The following is a 22,179-nucleotide window of genomic DNA, read 5'->3' as shown; positions in this document are numbered from 1 at the left end:
ATTGTTTCTTTGAAAACAAACCGGATGCATTGCAAGGATACTATATTGAGGACTCAAAACAACTGGCCTTATTCTAAACTTATCCCGAACTCAGGTAACTAATTCATATACAAAGCATCATGAATTAGTTGGCTTTTTATCTATTAAACATCTGAAAGGGAAGAAACTTTCAGCCAAGATATGGCTAAGGCACAAAATATTTACAATAAAAAAATGGCATATGAGATGATTATAGCTTGTCATCTTCATACGCCATTCTTATTTTAAAGGATATTTATTGAGAATATCCCTATCATACTATCTCCATTCCGTCGGGCATCTGCCCTGGAATAAACTTTTACAGAGGCTTATATTCTACAAACGCTTCCATTGCTTCGTAGCATGCCAGACCCAGACTGTCGTACAACGATGCTGTACCACGGTTACGGTCTTCACTACGCTGCCAGAACAAACGTTCATCGTTGCCTAAGAAAGGTGCACTTTCCATCTGTGACTGATGCTTCAAGATAGAGTTACGTTTAGCACGCAATTCTTCCGGACTCAACGGCACAGCCATCTCAATGTTCTCGATTTCCCATTCAGCCCATGCACCACGATACATCCAGATACGACAATCTTTCAGCCATTCAGCACCAGCGTTCTTTTCTTCATCGATAGCAGCCAGTACGGCATCAGTACAAACACGGTGGGTTCCGTGTGGGTCTGCCAAATCGCCGGCTACATAAATCTGGTGAGGTTTCACCTCACGCAGCAAATCCAACACAATATTTATATCGGCTTCGCTGATAGGATTTTTTTCGATACGTCCGGTTTCATAGAACGGAAGGTCGAGGAAGTGAACGCGCTCCAACGGAATCTGGTTGTATGTACAAGCTGTACGAGCCTCACCACGGCGAATCAATCCCTTGATGGTAAGAATATCGCGGGTATCCATATCGCCCTCTTTCTTATTCATCAAGAACTTTTTGATTTCGGCATACATTCCCTTGATTGTTTCGTTCTTGTTGTCATCGAACAACTGGTTGAAACCGTTGATGAAGTGCATGAAACGTACAACTTCTTCATCGCCTACGGCAATATTTCCTGAAGTTTCGTAAGCTACGTGAACTTCGTGTCCCTGCTGAACCAGACGACGGATGGTTCCCCCCATAGAGATCACATCATCATCCGGATGCGGAGAGAAGACAACGACACGCTTCGGGAACGGTTTTGCACGCTCCGGACGATAAGTATCGTCAGCATTCGGTTTACCACCTGGCCAACCGGTAATAGTGTGTTGCAGGTCGTTGAATATTTTAATGTTCACATTGTATGCAGAACCATACAAAGCCAGCAGTTCGCTCAAACCGTTTTCATTGTAATCCTTGTTGGTCAGCTTCAAGATAGGTTTCTTGGTAAGCAGGCACAACCAGACAATAGCACTACGAATCAGTTTGTCGTTCCATTCGCAGCTTGTTACCAGCCACGGACGCTGAATACGAGTAAGATGGGCAGCAGTAGGCAAATCGATGCATACCGTTGCGTTCTGATGTATCTGCAAATAAGAAGCAGGCAGCGTATCGGAAATCTTGTCCTCTACAGCCTTCTTGATGATGTCTGCCTTTTCTTCACCCCATGCCAGCAGGAATACCTTACGTGCTTCCATGATTGAACCCACGCCCATTGTAATAGAACATGGAGGCAAATTATCTATACCCAAGTTATGAGCAGCCTCAGAACGTGAGGTTGCATCAATTAAAATCAATCTTGTCTGAGAAGTAGCAGTAGAACCCGGTTCATTCATTCCAATGTTACCTTCACGGCCAATACCCATAATGGCAATATCGATGCCGCCGTATGTCTTGATACGCTGCTCGTACAAGTGACAATGTTCTATCACTCCGTCTTGCGGAATAGTTCCGTTTAATGTAAATACATTCTGCGAGTCTATATCCACTTGTTTCAAGAACAGTTCGTTCAACTGGTTAAAACTGCTGTGGTTCGGTTCTGTCAGCGGATAATATTCATACAAGTTGAATACCACGACATTGCGGAAGCTGATGCCATCCTCTTTATGTCTGCGAACCAACTCAGCAAACAGCGGACGAAGTGACGCACCAGTACCTGTAGCAATCGTACAGAACTTACCGTCACGCTGACGTTCCTGTATTTTGCGGATGATTTCATCTGCAATACACGCAACGCCCTCTTCTACCGTTTCATAGATATTGGTAGGAATCTTTTCGAAACGTGTCAGTACGGAACGCTCTATCGTATTCTCAGGTTTATAATATTTGGTAGATACTCTATTCAGAGATATCTGTGAACTAAGATTAGTTCTCATAAAAAATTCTCCTTTATTATAATTTTTGCTTATAGATTATTGCGCTCGATATCCTTGAAGTATTTGTAAGTACCTACTTTCAATTCATCGGTAGCAGCTTCATCGCAAACAATGATACCATGACGATGCAACTGCAAAGCACTGATAGTCCACATTTGTGTAATGCCGCCTTCTACAGCATGCTGCAATGCACGAGCTTTATTATGGCCGTTGCACAGAATAAGAACTTCTTTGGCATCCATAACAGTACCAACTCCTACAGTCAAAGCTGTCTTAGGTACTTTGTTCACATCGTTTTCGAAGAAACGAGAATTGGCAATAATCGTATCAGTAGTCAATGTCTTTACACGAGTACGTGAAGCCAGTGACGACCCCGGTTCGTTGAAAGCAATATGTCCGTCAGGACCGATACCTCCCAAGAAGAGGTCAATTCCACCAAACGACTCAATCTGCTTTTCATAATTAGCACATTCAGCTTCCAAATCTTTTGCATTTCCGTTCAGAATATGGATATTTTCTTTACGGATATCAATATGATTAAAGAAATTATTATACATGAATGAATGATAACTTTCAGGATGTGATTCCGGCAGTCCAACGTATTCATCCATATTGAATGTTACAACATGCTCAAATGATACTATACCTTTTTTATTTAGTTCAATCAGAGCTTTATACATACCCAGAGGAGAAGAACCAGTAGGCAAGCCCAAAACAAACGGTTTTTCAGCAGTAGGATTTGCTTCGTTAATTCTCTTTGCTACATAGTTTGCAGCCCATTGAGAAAGAGCTTGGTAGTCAGATTCAATAATTACTCTCATAGTTTTTCCAGATTTAATTAATATATTTGTAACAAGAATTTATATTCTCATTGTTTCCGCTACAAAGATATTTGTAATTATAGATAAAAACAACTATAATAATAAGTAATTACATCCGATTTTTAAAAAGTTTAATTAACTAATAGTATATTTTTAAACCAAATCCATATGAAAGAACGATTATTAGAGGAATTGCAAAAGGGTTCAAAAGGAGCGGTAATGAAGAAACATATCATTACCTACCTTATCTACAATGAGAACTCTACTATCACCGATCTTGCAAAAGATATGGACTTAAGTATACCCACTGTCACAAAAGTAGTCGACGAAATGTACGAACAAGGCTATATAGATGAATATGGGAAACTGGAAACCAGCGGTGGACGCCACCCTATTTTATACGGACTAAATACAGATTCGGCTTATTTCGTAGGAGTAGATGTTACATGGAACTGTGTCAATATCGGAATCATTAACTTTAAAGGTGATATTCTGAAGTTACAAATGGGAATCCCCTTCGAGAGAAAAGATACACTTGAATGTATCGATGAACTGTGCCGCCATATCCAGAATTTTATAAACAGCCTTCCGCTGAACCAAGAAAAGATACTTCATATTAATGTTACTCTGTGCGGACGGGTAAATCCGGAATTAGGTTACTGCCACAGTTTCTTCAACTTTGGCGAACGCCCGCTGGCAGAAATACTGACCGAACGTCTGAAAATAGACACTTCTATTGACAATGACAGCCGGACCATGCTCTATGGAGAGTGTATCAAAGGAGTAGTAAGAGGAGCTAAAAATGTGCTTTTCATGAATATCGGCTGGGGTCTGGGCATGGGAATCATGATAGATGGAAAACTTTACAAAGGGAAATCGGGGTTCTCTGGCGAAGTAGGCCATACATATGGTTACGACAACCAGATAATCTGCCACTGCGGAAAGAAAGGATGCGTAGAAACTGAAGTTTCCTGCTCGGCTTTATATAGAAAATTTATAGAACACCTGCAGGCTGGGGAAACGTCTATTATACTGGCCGAAAAGAAAATAGAAGATATTACGCTTGACGATGTGTTCAATGCTATCAGCCGTGAGGACTTACTTGCCATTGAACTTGTTGAACAAATCGGGCAGCAACTGGGATTTCACATTGGAAGTCTGATTAATATATTTAACCCTGATATGGTAATCATTGGCGGACAAATGTCGCGCGCCGGCGACTTTCTTCTTCAACCTGTGATTTCCGCCGTAAGAAAATACACTCTTAGTCTGATGAGCCGCGATTCTGAAATCGTACTTTCGAAGCTGAAGGATCAGGCATGCGTAATCGGTTCTTGTCTATTATCAAGAAGCAAATTGTTTGAAGACTAAAAAAATGGCAAAAATATGATAGGAACAACTATTCACCACAGTTTACTTTGATTGACCAAAGTCATAATATTATACTATGAAATAACATCTGACTAACTTGATTACATCGGAGCAACCTGTGGTGAATTAAGTATTTCTAATCTCTTACAGTCTTGATAATATTACCTGCTGCATCGATGAAGACTTTTAGTTCTTCTCCATTATGCAATACTTCTACTTCGTACCATGACGAATCGGGCGTTTCTATCACATCTGCTTCGTTATCATCCAACCGGTAACCTCCTGCTGTTAAAGCGGCTGTTACTGCGGCCGGAAGTTCTTGGCTGCTGATTTCCCAGGAAGTACGTACCCACTCATACCGGCCATTGAAAAGAAGTTCTTTCTCTTTTCCATCGTGCCGGATGTCGACTTCCAGATAACCATCGTCATAGCCACGTTCTATAATAACTGCTCCGGGATAGTTCTCCTGAATGAACTGCTCTACATCTCCAGCAACAGTTCCAGTATCTTCCGTATTTCCTCCGCCCAGATCGGGACGTCCTTCCAGAACAGTTCCGTCATGACTTATATAAATCTTTACATCATCATCGAAACGAGTTTCTAATTCAAAGCAATAAAATGTTCCGGACTTCTCAGTTTCATATTTCTCCGCTTCTTCAATACGTCCACCTTCCAAATAAACAGATGTCGATTTCAGGGCAGCAATTACTTGCGAAGGAATAGCCGTTACCTCATCAATATTTCTAAATTCATATTCTATCCTGGTGTATACCCAGGCTTGTGCTTGGTTGAAAAAGGCTTCGTGCTTCAAGCCTTCGTAAATAAACTCTACTTCCGTACCCCCATCTTCATTATCTAAATCGATAATTCTCGCATTTGGATAATTTTCCTTCAGCCAACTTTCTACCGTAGCAGACGGTGTCTGCGGTAAATATTCCTGATAATCCTTATTATCATCCGCATCAATGACTTCCTTTACCAAGATACCTTCTGGAGTATAATACAAATCAACATCAGTACCTGCTCCACCCTCTTTCTTTTCTACGTCGATAATATACAGAGTTTCAGCTACACTATTTCTCGTCAGAACATCCACCTCATCATCTGCTACCCACGGAGCCTGTCCATATTCACTTGCAAAAAAAGCAGATTTCACCTGATCGGGCAATTCAACAAAACGGATTTCCTTTTCAGTCATACCCAAAATTCCACTTTCTAATGCAAACCAAGCAGTATGATTACGCGACATATCAGCTGAACGCATACCATCCCAATAGAAGTCGGCTACAGCATAACCGGCTTTAGTCGTCCACACCACATTACTTGCACCAGGAAACTGAGCATTAAATGCTTCCATTACTTGTGCAGGAATATCACCGGATGTTCCGGCAGGAAAAGATGAATTTTCATTTTCACTGCACGAAGTAAAGAATAATACACCAGCCATAATACATGCACCTAACAATAATCGTGATTTTGCCATAAGTCCTTTATTTAATGTTACGACACAAAATAAAAAGACAAAACTGAAAAGAATCTGAAACGACAGGCAAGGATATAAAAAAATAGGCCATCTTTATAAAAGATGACCTATTATGAATTTTGTCATAAGACGATGTGTCGATTATCCCTGGTGGATTGCTTCAGAAGGACATACATCTGCGCATGTTCCACATTCAGTACACATTTCCGGGTTGATAGAATATTTATCACCTTCAGAAATTGCTCCAACCGGACATTCATCGATACAAGTACCGCAAGCGATACAATCGTCACTAATTACGTAAGCCATTGTAGTAAAAATTAAATTATTATTAGTACTAATTTGATGATGCAAAGGTAATCTTTTTGACGAGATTTGTAATATCTACTTTACAATATTTTCCTAATTTGTAACATGTCTAAATAGTATCAATGCATTAAGGATTGATACATTGCTTGTTGAATACGAGAACGGATTCCCAGCTTAACCAAATTATTCTGACCATAGCTTGTAGGATAAGTACGGTTACTTAAAAATACAAAGACAAGATCATTATCCGGATCAGCCCATACACAAGTACCAGTAAAGCCCGTATGTCCAAAAACAGAAGCAGGAGCTTCGGGAGTACACGGACTCTCATCGTGTTTCTCCATATCTGGTTTATCGAAGCCCAAACCACGGCGACTGTTTTTGGATTTCATACTCATAAACAAATCACAAGTAGCACGACTCAGGTAACGGCGGTCGCCGCAAATACCTCGATCAAGCAACATCTGAAAAAGTACAGATACATCGTGTGCGGTAGAAAATAGCCCGGCATTACCCGATACACCGCCCATAAATGCAGCAGCTTCGTCGTGTACATATCCCTGCAAAGGCCCTCCACGCAAGAAATCTTTTTCCGCAGTAGGAGCTATCTGCTCTTTTGAAAAATGTTTTAACGGATTATATGCCGTATACATCAATCCCATCGGCTTAAAGAAGACGCTGTCCAAGTATACATCCATCGGAACTTTCGTGATACTTTCTACCACTTCCTTCAACAACATAAAATTCAGACAACTATACCGATACGAATGCCCCTTCAGTGGAGCATTGATAATTTCACGCATAACGACTTGTTTAAAATCTTTATTCAAGAACAAACTATCGGACAACGGCAAAGAATACACATCCGAAGGAACAGCAGACACCCACTCCTTCTTAAAAGAGAAGTTAGTACATACATACACATTGGGAGCTATCTGCAAACGATGTTCTGCATCCGGCTTCTTCCGAGAGAAACCACCTTTACAAGTCTTCATATCAATGGCATCTTCATAGAACGGCAAATACGAAGGCAAACCAGATTCATGAAATAACAAATCCTGAATAGTAATATTCTGTTTATTTGTCTTTCTCAAAGCTGGCAAATAAAGACTTACTTTATCTGTCAGCCCGAACTTACCTTCGTCATACAGCTTCATCACTGCCAACAATGTACCAGCAGCTTTACTTAAAGAAGCTAAATCATAAATAGTATGCTCCCTTACCTTCTCCTTTCCCTCATAAGTCAAAGAGCCGAAACATTTATTGTATACAGGATATCCATCCTTTGTTATCAGAACATGACAACCAGGATAAGCCTTTTCCCGAATACCTTCTTCTGCTATGGTATCAATGGCAGCCAATATCTTAGAATCCATACCCAGTTCTTCAGGAGTATACGAGCGAGGATAGTCCGGATCAAGGGTTATCCCTGTACCACTCTTCCATAACCCTGCCATATCAACAGATAATCGTCCGTTTACAATATCCTGCCCTGTCATTACATCAGCCACATACTGCTGAATATATGTCTTATCAGTATGTGCTAATACTACAGCCGAAACATTCCGCAATACAGAAGGCATCTCCTGCAATATATCCTGAGAAGCAAAACACACAATGACAACAGGCTTATCAACTGCCAACTTCTCCAGCAGCGGGAGGAACGGTTGAAAATTTGTATTGGGATGTACAGCTACAATCACCTGCTGTGCCGGAGTAATACGTTCTTGAATTCGATTTAACGAATCAGCATTGCCATGCAACCACGCCAGTGAAACAGTTTTTTTCAATTCCTTATAGAATGGGTAATCGTCAGATAAAGAAGAAGACAGACTCAACAAAACATTTCCCGACAATGACAAGTCGAGGGGCAACACGTCTGCCGAATCCTTTAACACAGTAACAGCAGCCTTCTCCATAGCAGCCAATAAACTATCCGTACCCGCAGTATGAATTCGCTGTTTGATCCCATCAAGCTCGGTATGCTGCTTATGGCTTAGCCCCAAAGCATACTTATACATAAGCACCTTACGGCACTTTTCTGTAATAACCTTTTCGCTCAGTTTGCCCGCTTTTATGGCACGCATTACACTTTCAAGGCTCTTCTTTAAATTTCTTGGTACCAGCAGCAGGTCGTTTCCTGCCATCAGAGCCTGAGCACAAGGATTATCTGCATTATCAGAAATACCTTTCATTTCCAGCGCATCAGTAAATACCAGTCCGGAAAAGCCCAGTTCTTTACACAAAACCGAAGTAATTACTTCCGAAGATATAGACGCAGGCCTATTATCCAGCTCGGCAACGTGCAGATGACCAATCATCATTCCTCCAATGCCAGCCTTGATTGCTTCCCGAAAAGGATACAACTCTACACTGTCTAAGCGGTCACGATTAAAATTAAGTACAGGCAACACATAATGAGAATCGGTATCTGTATCGCCATGACCTGGGAAATGCTTGCAAACAGCCATAACGCCTCCATCTTCCAAGCCACGAGAGTAGGCTATCACTTTACGCGCAACTTGCTTCGGATCACTACCAAAAGAGCGAACATTAATAACGGGATTACTGGGATTATTATCGACATCGGCAACAGGCGCAAAATTAACATGCACACCTATTTCACGAAGTTGCCTTGCTACTTCCCGCCCATATTGATAAATCAATGTATCATTCTGTATACATCCCAATACTCTGTTACGCGGAAATTCGGGCATTCCTTCCAATCTCATGCCCAGTCCCCACTCTCCATCAAAAGTTATCAGCAAAGGAATATCGGCCCACTGCTGCGCCAGATTAGTAAGTTGTACCTGCTTATTCAGTTCACCTTTTGAAAAAAGCAATCCACCTATACCATATTCCTTAACCGCATCCTCGATACTGTTCTTATTTTTTTGTAAAGTAACAGGAGCAACTGTATGAATAAACAACTGACCGACTTTCTGCTTTAACGTCATACGAGCAAGTTGTTCTTCCACCCAGCGGTTACATGCTACGGTATCATCTATCTGTTCCAATATTCTTACAGAAGAAGCATTCACCCCTATCCATAAAAACAAGCAAATAATCAATCCCCAAAAACGTTTATTCATAATCCTTCTCCCTCCTTTTAATATTTATCCGATAATCTCTTCTGCCAGCAATACTTATATTATATTCGGCATTCCATTCCTAATTTTTCTGAAACTTCAGAATCATTTTTCCAACAAATGCCCCATTTTTACCCATTTGTTGTACCGGAATTTCAACGCCATCCAGATTTTTATAGAACTTCGGCCCCTCGAAATAAGAATGAGAATGTCCTCCCAGTACGACATCAATGCCACGAGTATTTTCTATCAGTTCGATGTCACTATACGGCTCACCTTTCCATCCCAAATGAGAAAGACAAATAACCACATCGCAATGCTCATCATTCCGCAACAAGTCTGTAATGCGCTGCGCCTCCGAAACCGGATCTTCAAACTTTACATTTCCGTAACATTCAGATGCAACCAATCCATCCAACTGCGCCCCCAATCCGAAAACTCCAATCTTCAGACCATCACGCTGAATAATCGTATACTCTTTTACCAGCCCTTCGAGCACCGTACCTGTTACATCATAATTCGCACAAACTATAGGATAATTAGCCATCTTAAACAATCTTGCCATATTATCCAGTCCAAAATCGAATTCATGGTTTCCGATAGAACCTGCATCGTAACCCATTTCATTCATCAGCTTTATCTCCACCTCCCCTTTGAACATATTATAATAAGGAGTACCCTGCGAGAAATCCCCCGAGTCGAACAGCAGTAAATCTTCATGAATCTTGCGCTGCTGCTTGATAAAAGTAGCACGACGCAACAGCCCAGCTTTATCAGCCAGCATCGTATCTTGAAAATCTTCCGGGAACGGTTCTACACGGCTATGCATGTCATTGGTATGAAATAAAAACAGCTCCTTGGTTGACTGGGCAGCCAAAACTCCGGAAAACAAGCACACCCATAAGATGAAATATAGTCTTTTCATATAATATTCTTTATCATTGTTCTACAATACGCCCTTCTACATCAGCATTCACAAAAACACCTTTGGCCTCACACTGCTTGACATAATCGATAAACAAATCACGCAAAATAGCCTCTTGCGGCTCTGTCTTTGAAACAGCATTCTTGAAAGCCTCCATGTGATCATTGCCTTCCGCCAGATAATCGATGGTAGCCACCCGGTATTCCTTTTGCGGATCGACCGGACTTCCTCCCACCTTCGCGCTCAACAGTTCACCGTTTTTCGAGATAACCAACTGAGCCCCGCTCAAACCTTCACCATGTACGGCCGCCATCTGTTTAAAGAGTTCCATCAGGTCTTCTCCTTTCAGCACCACAACAGACAGTGCATTCTGAAAAGGACTGATTTCATAAATAGAGCCAAAAGTAATGTTTCCTTCATTTAGAATATTACGAATTCCCCCTATATTCATCACTCCGACATCCATCTTCACCCCCAATTTAGCTTCCGCACTCTGGCAAAGTATATCCGCAATCAAGTTTGAAAGTGGAGACTCCGGACGATATGCTTCAAGTTTTCGGGCTGCATGTCCGATAACCGGCGTCATCAAGCTATCAATTTTATCTTGATAAGGCTGTAAAATTCTCCACGCAGCCTGATCCTGTTTCTCATCATAAACACTGGTAATGGGCACTCTTTCTCCCTCTACCGATACCAAAGAATAGCTGGAACTGCAAGCGGTAACTACAAGACAGCCAGCCAATATGGCATAAAACACATGCTTTTTCATATACTATCATTCACATTTATCGTCCAAATATAGGGAAAAAAGCAAACGGACACAAGATTTTGTATCAAAATATCCCCGAAACATTTGCCTATATCGAAGAAAATCACTTACTTTGCACCGCTTTCGCGCAATCGCTGTCAAAGAAGAGTTACTTGATATGTTGCGTTGTAACGATAAACAATTTAATTTTAAAAAAAAATGGATTTAATTAAAATTGCAGAAGAAGCATTTGCTACTGGCAAACAGCATCCTTCATTCAAAGCTGGTGATACTATCACAGTAGCATACCGTATCGTTGAAGGTAGCAAGGAACGTGTTCAGTTGTATCGCGGTGTTGTTATCAAAATTTCAGGTCACGGTGAAAAGAAACGTTTCACTGTACGTAAAATGTCAGGAACTGTAGGTGTAGAACGTATCTTCCCTCTTGAATCTCCGGCTATCGACAGCATCACTGTCAACAAAGTTGGTAAAGTACGTCGTGCTAAATTGTACTATCTGCGTGCTCTTACTGGTAAGAAAGCTAGAATTCAGGAAAAACGCGTTAACTTGTAATACTGAATCTATTATTCCTTACATACAAAAAACCGATTCTCATAACGAGAGTCGGTTTTTTGTTTTTAGTTTCATCTCCCCTAAAAAGAACTCAGTAAAAATAAAAATCCCCCGGACAAATTTTCAAGCAAATTCATCCGGAGGAAATAAAACTGCAAATTAGCCTTATACTAATACCTACAAAAAACTAATTTTCAACTCTCTTTTCATTGAGTTTTACATTCTTCAATGTAAACCCATCAATATAATCTATATGAACATCTGGATTCGTCTTTACTTTCAAATCCAGATTCTCGAAAATGAAATCCGACAATTTATACTGATCATCAGCCCGTGTTACATCAAAAAACACATCACATTCCATCGAAATATCCCGCATCACCACATGACTGGAATAAGAATAAGGTATGTCCTTACGCCCCTTCAAGTCAAAAAACTGCTTCCAAGGCTTTGCAAACAAAAAGCTGGTCACCGTACCCGTTATATTCTCTATCGTAATATATTCATAATTCTGAGGCGTATCCGGACGCATTTTCAGCCACAACAGCCGTTTTGCATTATCCAAGTGACAGCGACGGAGAATAATATTATGATTATGTATTGACTCACTTCCGCAAGTCAATGCACTATGGCAAAGCCCGTAAATACAATCTTCTATAATGATATTACGGTTAGAGCCATTATGTACCTTGTCTTGATCGGCCCAAGGACCTTTGCCACCTTTCAATGCTATGGCATCATCGTTTACAGACATATAGCACCCCTTAACCAATACATTCGTACAAACATCAATATCGATAGCATCTGAACTGGGTGCCTTAACCGGAAAATGTGGCGCAAAAATATGGAGATTCAGCAGTTTCACATTTTCACAACGATACAAATGCGTTGTCCAAAATGGAGAATTTTCCAGACGCACTCCCGACAATTGTACATCCTTTGAATCGGCAATATACACCAGACGAGGACGAAGTTCTTCCAAGTTTGTACATTTGGGGTTTACCTGACGACGAAGCCAAAATGATTTCCAGTAGCGCAATCCGTTTCCATTAATACGTCCTTCCCCCGATATCGTAAATCCATCCACACCGACAGCATTGACAAGAGCCGCAAAATATTTCAAGTTCTGTCCTTCCATACGTGTATCAATAACAGCAAAGTTACTGATATCATCGCTTCCCTTCAACACGCCCTCTGCTTCTACATAAAGATGAGTCCGCGGTTTAAAGAACAACGAACCACTTAAAAATGTCCCTCGAGGAATATAAATTACACCTCCTCCTTCCAGAGAAGCCTTATCAATTACAGCCTGTATCTGCTGAGTCTGTACAATCGTACTATCGTTTACCACTCCATAATCCGTTATCCGATAGATTTTTCCTAAATCTTCCAATTTAACGACTTCTGTTTGCCGAAACCAATCGGGTATGGGAGTTCCATCCGGAAAGAGATCTTTTGCCGAAGCCTGCAAGGTCAACAATGCCAGACACGCAAAAGCCATACACTTTATCCACAAATTATTCATAGCATTTTTTATTAAAACAAATTTTTCTTACTTTCAACGGCAGCAAAAATAAAGAAAAACATATCACACGAAAATAGAAAATCATACATTATCCAGATAAATTTGTACATTCAGATAAATTATTCCTCCAGCCAGACAAAATGGATAAAATCAAAGGCTATTGTATTATTTTCCATTTTATAAATAGAAACAGGCAACTATTTTTGTAAAAGAACAAAACATTACAACAAATAAACAAATACCATGAAAAAGTTATTTATTGCAGCATTGGCCCTCTGTTTAGGAACATCGAATGCATTGCACGCACAAGATCTCCCCGACCAGAAAGAAACCCTGAACACTCTGATCAAAGTAAACAGATACTACATGAAAAACAATCCCGACTGCCGGCTCCCCAGTTTCGTAAAAGGCAAGATGCGCCCAAGCAATATATGGACACGAACTGTATATTATGAAGGTTTGCTCGCCCTTTATTCCGTTTACCCGGATACAGAATATTACAACTATGCTTACCAATGGGGAGAATACCATAACTGGGGAATGTGGAGAGGAACGACAACCCGACATGCAGACAATTACGCTTGTGGACAGATTTATATAGATATGTACAATCTCTGTCCCAAACCGGAAATCCTGCTCAACGTAAAATCCAACCTCAACATGCTGGTCAATACACCACAAATAAACGAATGGTGGTGGATAGATGCCATACAAATGGGAATGCCCGGTTTCGCCAAGATGGGAAAACTGACCGGAGAACAAAAATACTTCAACAAGATGTGGCAGATGTACGAATATACCAGAAACCAGCACGGAGGCAATGGAATGTTTAACCCCAAAGACGGTTTGTGGTGGAGAGATCAGGATTTCGATCCTCCCTACCAAGAGCCCAATGGAGAAGATTGCTACTGGAGTCGCGGAAACGGATGGGTATACGCCGCCCTTGTCCGCGTTTTAGACGAAATTCCATCGGATGAAGTACATCGTCAAGACTATATCAACGATTTTCTTACCATGAGCAAGGCTATAAAAGCCTGTCAGCGTGAAGATGGCTTCTGGAATGTCAGCTTGCACGATCCCAACCATTTTGGAGGTAAAGAACTGACGGGAACTTCCCTGTTCGTATACGGAATGGCATGGGGAATACGGAACGGACTACTCGACCGCAGTGAATATCTGCCAGTAGTTCTCAAGGCATGGAATGCTATGGTTAAGGATGCAGTACACCCCGACGGCAATCTTGGTTATGTACAAGGTACTGGCAAAGAGCCGAAAGACGGACAACCAGTAACATACGACAGCAAACCCGATTTTGATGACTTCGGAACAGGATGTTTCCTTCTTGCAGGAAGTGAAATTTACAAACTACAATAAACTGTCACAATTCCGAAAAGCGTCAATCATACATCGCAAAGAAACATACAAAAGATTCAATCCATAAAAAACTCCGGCAGGATAATTTCTTTAAACCTGCCGGAGTTTTTTACTGACTGAAACAACATCAGTTTTCTTCCTCCTTCTCTCCTCTCAAATACGATGAAGGTGGCACACCAAACTGAGCCTTAAAACATTTACTGAAATAGAACGGATCATTCATACCAATCTGGTAAGCCACTTCCGAAACGGTATATTTACCTTCAGACAACAGTTCAACAGCCTTTTTCATACGCATAATGCGTATATATTCATTAGGAGAATAACCAGTCACTCCCTTTACTTTACGATAAAATACCGTACGTCCCAATCCCATCATAGATGCAAATTCATCAATAGAGAAATCCGGATTCGACAAATGAGAGGCCAACGTTTCTGCCAACTTGTCGGCAAATTCTTTATCTTTATCCGTCGTACAGATAGCCGGACGCACAGCATGAGGATCTTTCGAGAATTTTTCCCGCAAGCGGTCACGCTGTTCTATCAGTTTAAAGACCCTTGCACACAGCAAACTGCTGCTAAACGGTTTTGTGATATACGCATCAGCCCCCGCTTCTACTCCCTCCAGATGTTTATCCTGCGAACTAAGTGCAGTCAGCAAAATAATAGGTATATGACTTGTATTAAAGTCGCTTTTCAATTTACGTGTCAACTCAAATCCCGAACATCCAGGCATCAAAACATCACTGATAATCAAGTCTGCATCATACACCTTGGCACGCTCCAGTCCGGAAATTCCGTCCAATTCCGCTACAACCTCAAAATAAGGACTTAACTCCTCTTTCAAGAATTCACGCACATCGTTATCATCTTCCACAATCAAAATCTTCCTTTTGTTAAGAGGTTCTGCCGACATATGTTCCTCCACCTTTTCTTCCTCCTGCTTAGAAAGCATTTCCTGCAGGTGTTGTTTTCCCGCTTCCTGCTCCTCCTTCAGCAGTGCATTGCCAGGAATCAGGAAATCCTTTTCGTCGTATACAGAAGCATCAGTTGGGAGCACTACCGTAAAGATTGAACCTCCGCCCGGATTTTCTGCATAAGTGATTGTACCTTTATGGACCTGTACCAGTTCGTGAGTCAGATGCAAGCCAACTCCCATGCTGCTACCCGAGAAACTACTCTGCATAAAACGCTTGAAAAGTTCCCCACGCTTTTCAACCGGTACACCGACTCCCGTATCTATCACCTTGATGATCAGCTTATGACTCTCTTCATCCACAGTTACGGCAAACTCCACCCGGCGGTTCGAAGGAGTATACTTGAACGCATTCGACAAAAGATTATAAGCCACTTTATCCAGATTATTCTTATCGATAAACATCTTGTACGATGAAACAGATGGAGAAAATACATATTCCATATTCTTCGATTCGGCAACATCCTTGAATATCAGATAAATTTCACGCAGAAATGCAATCACATCCGTTTCTTCCAACGACAGACTCAACTTATTATTCTGCATTTTCCGGAATTCAAGCAACTGATTAATCAGCCTCAGCATGCGTTGTGTACTTTTATCCATTACATGTACAGGACCAGCTATGTCAGCAGGTATTTTTTTCACCCTGTGAATACGTTCCAAAGCACCTTGTATCAAAGTCAGCGGCGTACGGAATTCATGCGATATGTTTGTAAAGAACATCAGTTTATATTCTGTAAGCTGTTCTTCCACCTTTATTTTATTCTGCAAAGTATTCATATTCGATATAATCCGATAAGCTATATATAGCACAGCTATACTCAGCAAGACATAAATAAGCATCGCCCAGGTTGTTTTCCAGAACGGAGGAACCACTACTATTTTCAAGACCGATTCTCCTGTCCAAACTCCAGCCGTATTCCGCGCCTTTACATGAAGATGATAAGTACCAGGAGGCAAGTTTTTATATGCGGCAAAATTCAGCGAAGAAGGAGCACTCCATCCTTCATCGTATCCATCCAGCTTATAAATAAATCTCGACAGTCCCGCATCCGAATAATCGAACGTTGAGAATTCTATCACAAATGAATTTTGGTTATAATTCAGCTTCACCGCTTCGGCATATGCCAGCGAAGCCTCCAAAGGAGAATCCTTTTCACCCGGAACAACAGATATACCATTCAGTTTCAAATCGGTAAAAGTTACCTGCATTGGAGTATCCTTTACCGAAACATGCTTAGGATCTACCAGAACAATACCCTGTCCGGTTCCCAAAGCCAGACGTCCATCCTGCAGTTTCAAGACACTATTCTCACTATATACATTACCCAATATATAATCGGAGAACAAATAATTCTCGAATGTCATCAAATCCGGATTAAAGCAAGAAAGTCCATATTCCGTAGATACCCATATCATTCCCTCATCATCTTCGACCAAAGCCTGTACCATGCTGCTGACCAACCCATCGCGTGAAGTATAATGAGTAAATTCCAGCTTGTTATAATCGTGTCCAACCACCGACATACAAAATCCGGCTCCCGACTCAGCAAGCCACATACGTCCTTTACGGTCGCGCATGATTGCACGGATATCGTTACTCTGCAAGTCACCGCTTTCCAAAGAATAGTGTCTGTATGCATTAGGATCAGCAATCAGTTCATCAGGATTGAAAACAAATATTCCCTCACTCGAGCCAACCCATATCCATCCGTTACGGTCCTCGCACAAAGAACGAGTTTCCCGTTGTCCGTTAGTACGGGTAAAGAAATGCCGGAACTCATATTTCCCGTCTGCTGTAGGAACAGCCAGATTCAGTCCCCCTCCGAATGTACCTATCCACATACGACCTTTCCGGTCTTTCATCATACAGAAAACATTATCGGACGACAACGATTTTTCATCCAACTTATCGTATCGGTATTTTACATCGCCAATCCATATACCTTCTCCACGAGTGGCAAGCCACAAATTGCCTTTGTTATCTTCACAAACCGCGTAAGTATTTATGCCATGATGAAATTTCTTCTTCTGCACTTCAAGCTTCGAATCGTAGATATACAATCCTCCGGTACGGGTACCCACCCAGATATCACCGTTGGACGTAGAGGTAAGCATGCGTACCGTATTCGAACGGTCTTCCATCAAGTCCTTTTCCGGATAAACACGAGCCGCCCCTTCGTTCAATATACTTAACTTGGAAATACCCGCAAACTCAGAGCTGACCCAGATACTTCCCGAACGATCTTCCATCAGACACTGCAAGTAATTGGAAGCAAGCAAAGACGAAATTCCTGATTCTGAAGTAAAATGCTGAACAGTTTCCGTAGCCACATCGTAGGCAAACAGCCCGTTTCCGTAAGTCGAAATCCATATAATGCCACGACTGTCATGAACAATATAATATCTCTCCTTGTCTATAAATCCCAGTTTACCGGAAGGCATCACACTGAATACCTTCTTCTCGCCAGTATCCGATTTGACGTAATACAAATTTCCAGTCCGGTTATATACCCAGTAATCCCCTTTTTCATCTTTCTTCACCAAACCTCCAGGAATATCGTAATACGCAGGAGCAGATGTGACTTTTAAATTTACCATATCCAGACACAATGTACCTTCCGATGTGAGAATATATTGTTTGGCTCCTACACGAAACAAACCGGTCATTGCCCATGCTTTTGTCTTACGGGGAAGCGTACCCAGCGACTGAAGCCCTTTCCCCTTATCATTAAAACAGAACAGTTCTCCGGCAGAGGTGACAAAAACCAGTTTGTCATCATAAGACAAAATCTTCCAAAACGAATGGTTCTCATCTACAGCCACCAGCTTATTATCTTGCCAATAATAAACACCCTGCTGAGTTCCTATCCAGATTTTTCCGCCAAACTGACGAACAAAATGTATATTATTCGACTTCAGAGCTCCATTCTGCACTGTAAAAGCAGTAGAAGAAAAATGCCCCTCCCGATACGTCACCCGGCGACATCCATGAGAAGCTCCCCACAGCCAGACCGCATCTTGCGTCATAAAAAAGCCACGATAATGGTCCTGATATTCACCACACCCCGTAAAATCGACAAAACAATCGTGCTTCAAGTCGTAACAACTGATCAGGTCGGCAGTAGTGGTTATCCACAAAAATCCATTACGGTCTTCTTCCAGCATCTTCACCCTATGGTCTGCCAAAGAAATTTCTTTCGATTTCTGCGGACGAAACGTTATCAGCGAATTGCCATCGTAACGGTTCAAGCCGTTAAGTGTAGCCATCCAAATGAAGCCTTTGCTGTCCTGATACATATATCGAACGGAATTATTAGCCAGTCCGTCGGCCGTAGTCAGACGTTCACTGCGAAGCTCTATTGCAGCCCGGGCGGGGAACAACGAAAACAGCAAGCAATTCAGCCAGCACAATATCCAAATTTTTTGGTTTTTCATATGTATAACAAATAACTTGATATAATAAATTCAACACAAAAATAATAGAAAGATAAAATACTGCAAACAGAATTGCACATCCTTAGGCAAGGGGTATACAATATTCTATGAATATGTACTTTTGTACATTGAATATTATCGATAAAGCAGCTAATTTTGTTTCATTCAAACGAGCTAATAATAAATACCCATGAAAAAAAACGACATACTGGCACTCCTGTTACTGTTAGGAAGCGCCGCACAGGCACAAAACTGGCCCGAGATAAAACCCGAAGCACGCCCTGGAAGCCGATGGTGGTGGATGGGAAGTGCCGTCGATAAGCAGAACCTTTCCTACAACCTTCGCCTGTATGGTACAGCCGGAATAGGGAGTCTGGAAATAACTCCTATCTACGGGGTCAAGGGAAATGAACAGCGAGAGATTCCATTCTTATCGCCCCGATGGATGGAAATGCTTGAATACACACAGGACGAAGCTAAGAAAAATGGAATAGGTATTGACATGAACACAGGAACAGGATGGCCTTTCGGCGGGCCGGACATTACTCTGGAGCATGCAGCAACCCGAGCCATTTTCGAACAATACAGCATAACCGGAGAAAAAGATATAGTGCAGGATATATCCATAAGTAATCCCAAAGAAAAAAAGCAACGCGAGATTGCCACCCTAAACCGTTTGATGGCTTACAGCACCGACGGCACTTGTCTGAACCTGACGGCAAAAGTCAAGAACGGGAAGCTGAAATGGAGTGCTCCGAAAGGTGAATGGAAACTGATTGCTTTATTCATCGGCAAAACATTCCAAAAGGTAAAACGTGCCGCTCCTGGCGGAGAAGGATATGTCATGGACCACATGAACCCGGAAGCTGTCAAAGGATATTTTACCAAATTCGACCATGCCTTCCAGCAGAACAAGGTAACATACCCACGAACATTCTTCAACGATTCGTATGAAGTCTACAAAGCCGACTGGACACCTCACCTGCTGGAAGAATTCGAACGCCGGAGAGGATATAAGCTCGAAGAACATTTTCCGGAGTTTCTGGATACCACACGCACGGAAGCAACACGCCGCATTGTATCCGACTATCGTGAAACCGTCAGCGAAATGCTGATAGACAATTTCACGACCCAATGGACAAAATGGGCACACAAGCACGGCAGTACAACCCGCAATCAGGCACACGGGTCGCCTGCCAACCTGATTGATACGTATGCTTCGGTAGACATTCCCGAATGCGAAGGGTTCGGCCTGACCGACTTTCACATCAAGGGGTTGCGTAAAGACTCCCTCACCCGACCCAATTTCTCGGATATTTCGATGCTGAAGTATGCATCCTCGGCAGCACACATTGCCGGCAAACCTTATACTTCATCGGAAACATTTACCTGGCTGACCGAACATTTCCGTACCTCGCTTTCACAATGTAAGCCTGACATGGATCTGATGTTCGTATCGGGTGTCAACCATATGTTCTTTCACGGCACACCGTATTCTCCACAAGAAGCGGCATGGCCCGGCTGGCTGTTCTATGCAAGCATCAACATGTCGCCCACCAACAGTATCTGGCGCGATGCTCCTGCTTTTTTCGAATACATAACCCGCTGCCAGTCGTTCCTGCAAATGGGACAACCCGACAACGACTTTCTGGTTTATCTGCCCATCTACGATTTATGGGACGAGATTGCCGGACGACTTGTTTCGTTCGACATTCATAAGATGGACCGGTATGCTCCTAAATTTATCAAGACTATCCAGACGATTATTGCCGGAGGATACGACGTGGACTACATCTCCGACGCATTCATCAAGACGACACGTTGTACAGGCGACCAGCTCGTCACCAGCGGAGGGACACGATATAAAGCACTGATTGTACCCGCTGCCCGACTGATGCCTGCTGCCACACTCAGAAAACTTGTAGAACTGGCACGTCAGGGTGCTACTGTAATATTTGTTGAACAATATCCAGAAGATGTACCGGGATATCATGAACTGGATAAAAACAGAAAGACATTTCAGCATATAACCAGACAACTTCCTGCAACAGACTCATTCAAGCAGACACAACAGTTTGCATTCGGAAAGGGACAAATCATTGTCGGTTCCGATTACCAGCAGGCACTGGCACAGACCGGAATACCAGCAGAAGAACTGAAAACACGGTACGGACTTCAGTTTATCCGCCGCTCGAACCCCGAAGGTCACCACTACTTTGTATCCTGCCTGCAGGATAAAGACACAGACGGATGGGTAACACTGAATGTTCCCGAAACAACTGCCATGTTCTTCAATCCGATGAATGGAGAAAGAGGCAGAGCCCAAAGCCGGACAAGCAACGGGAAACTGGAAGTCCGTCTGCAACTGAAATCGGGTGAAAGTCTTATCATCCAGACACTCAACAAGCCACTGGACAAAGAACCTGCGTGGAATTACCCTGAAGAACAGGCATACAGCCTCAGTCTGGATCACGGATGGAAACTGAATTTTGTGGAAAGCACACCTTCCATAACCGGCCGGTTCGACATAGATTCGCCCCTATCGTGGACGGAACTGGAACAGCCGGAAGCAAAAATCAATATGGGAACCGGATGCTATTCCCTCGAAATAGACCTGCCTGCCCTCGAAGCTGATGACTGGATACTGGACTTGGGAGATGTTCGCGAAAGTGCACGAGTACGTATCAACGGGCACGATGCAGGCACAGCCTGGGCAGCTCCGTTCAGACTGAAGGTTGGCAAGTGGCTGAAAACGGGCAAAAACCTGATAGAAGTAGAAGTGACTAACTTGCCGGCAAACCGTATTGCCGATATGGACCGCAAAAACATAGAGTGGCGTATCTTTAAAGATATCAATATGGCCAAGCTGAATTATGTGAAAGGGGACTACAAGAACTGGAGCACGATGCCTTCGGGACTAAACGGCAACGTACGCCTGATACCGGTAAAGTATAGTAAACAGTAATAGGGTTCCGCCGGACAGTAAAGAACTACCCGGCAGAAGAATGGAAAAATATCAGCAGACTTTTGCAGAAGCCTGCTCAACAAGCGACCGGAATTTGTACAAAAAAGAAAAATGTTTGTACAAATCTCCGGCGTTTTTTGTACAAAAAGCAGAACAAGAGGGTGTGTCGTAATACGCGATTCACCCTCTTTTCTTTATCAACGATAAGAGTGTAGTTAACTTTTTCAGGCAGCGATATTCAGAAGATAATCTCGAT

Annotated in this window: 13 protein-coding genes; 4 read left to right on the top strand and 9 right to left on the bottom strand. The window is 42.2% G+C overall.

The genetic code is table 11. From position 1 onward, the window contains the following. Positions 1-337: 337 nt before the first annotated feature. Both ACZM60_RS11365 and nagB read right to left on the bottom strand, forming a co-directional pair. Positions 338-2,323, bottom strand: coding sequence for a glucosamine-6-phosphate deaminase (locus ACZM60_RS11365; protein ID WP_418587123.1), 1,986 nt, complete (start codon positions 2,321-2,323; stop codon positions 338-340). Between the two features lie 29 nt (positions 2,324-2,352). After that, the gene (nagB, locus tag ACZM60_RS11360; RefSeq protein WP_418587122.1) at positions 2,353-3,144 is read right to left on the bottom strand and encodes a glucosamine-6-phosphate deaminase; all 792 of its coding nucleotides are present in this window, start codon (positions 3,142-3,144) and stop codon (positions 2,353-2,355) included. 168 nt (positions 3,145-3,312) lie between these two features. On the opposite strand from nagB, the gene ACZM60_RS11355 reads away from it, so the two are divergent. Further along, complete coding sequence (locus ACZM60_RS11355; protein ID WP_489521568.1) at positions 3,313-4,515, top strand: ROK family transcriptional regulator; 1,203 nt, start codon at positions 3,313-3,315, stop codon at positions 4,513-4,515. Positions 4,516-4,651: 136 nt separating this feature from the next. On the opposite strand, the gene ACZM60_RS11350 is transcribed toward ACZM60_RS11355, so the two are convergent. From ACZM60_RS11350 to ACZM60_RS11330, 5 genes are all read right to left on the bottom strand, one after another. Then, positions 4,652-5,998 (bottom strand): PepSY-like domain-containing protein, encoded by a 1,347-nt coding sequence (locus ACZM60_RS11350; protein WP_489521567.1) that lies wholly within the window; start codon positions 5,996-5,998, stop codon positions 4,652-4,654. Positions 5,999-6,139: 141 nt separating this feature from the next. After that, a complete protein-coding gene (gene fdxA, locus ACZM60_RS11345; RefSeq protein ID WP_021971341.1) occupies positions 6,140-6,307 on the bottom strand; it encodes a 4Fe-4S ferredoxin in 168 nt (55 codons plus the stop codon). Positions 6,308-6,426: 119 nt separating this feature from the next. Then, positions 6,427-9,399 (bottom strand): serine hydrolase domain-containing protein, encoded by a 2,973-nt coding sequence (locus ACZM60_RS11340; protein WP_489521566.1) that lies wholly within the window; start codon positions 9,397-9,399, stop codon positions 6,427-6,429. A gap of 79 nt (positions 9,400-9,478) precedes the next feature. Further along, positions 9,479-10,321 (bottom strand): bifunctional metallophosphatase/5'-nucleotidase, encoded by an 843-nt coding sequence (locus ACZM60_RS11335; RefSeq protein WP_489521565.1) that lies wholly within the window; start codon positions 10,319-10,321, stop codon positions 9,479-9,481. Between the two features lie 13 nt (positions 10,322-10,334). After that, a complete protein-coding gene (locus tag ACZM60_RS11330; protein ID WP_489521564.1) occupies positions 10,335-11,090 on the bottom strand; it encodes a 5'-nucleotidase C-terminal domain-containing protein in 756 nt (251 codons plus the stop codon). Positions 11,091-11,288: 198 nt separating this feature from the next. Between ACZM60_RS11330 and rplS the strand changes: the two genes are divergently transcribed. Next, positions 11,289-11,642 (top strand): 50S ribosomal protein L19, encoded by a 354-nt coding sequence (gene rplS, locus ACZM60_RS11325; protein WP_007564838.1) that lies wholly within the window; start codon positions 11,289-11,291, stop codon positions 11,640-11,642. 187 nt (positions 11,643-11,829) lie between these two features. Here the strand turns inward: rplS and ACZM60_RS11320 are convergent, their stop codons facing one another. Next, a complete protein-coding gene (locus tag ACZM60_RS11320; RefSeq protein WP_489521569.1) occupies positions 11,830-13,143 on the bottom strand; it encodes a rhamnogalacturonidase in 1,314 nt (437 codons plus the stop codon). 267 nt (positions 13,144-13,410) lie between these two features. Between ACZM60_RS11320 and ACZM60_RS11315 the strand changes: the two genes are divergently transcribed. Next, a complete protein-coding gene (locus ACZM60_RS11315; protein WP_021971336.1) occupies positions 13,411-14,541 on the top strand; it encodes a glycoside hydrolase family 88/105 protein in 1,131 nt (376 codons plus the stop codon). 127 nt (positions 14,542-14,668) lie between these two features. Here the strand turns inward: ACZM60_RS11315 and ACZM60_RS11310 are convergent, their stop codons facing one another. Further along, positions 14,669-18,958: a hybrid sensor histidine kinase/response regulator transcription factor gene (locus tag ACZM60_RS11310; protein WP_489521563.1), complete on the bottom strand. Its 4,290-nt coding sequence runs from the start codon at positions 18,956-18,958 to the stop codon at positions 14,669-14,671. Positions 18,959-19,148: 190 nt separating this feature from the next. Here ACZM60_RS11310 and ACZM60_RS11305 point away from each other — a divergent pair, with 190 nt between their 5' ends. Beyond that, positions 19,149-21,923: an alpha-L-rhamnosidase gene (locus ACZM60_RS11305; protein ID WP_489521562.1), complete on the top strand. Its 2,775-nt coding sequence runs from the start codon at positions 19,149-19,151 to the stop codon at positions 21,921-21,923. Positions 21,924-22,179: the final 256 nt, after the last annotated feature.

It is taken from the genome of Phocaeicola sp. (assembly GCF_057861905.1).
The sequence above is the reverse complement of the archived record's forward strand: the minus strand, read 5'-3'. Positions and strand labels throughout refer to the sequence as shown.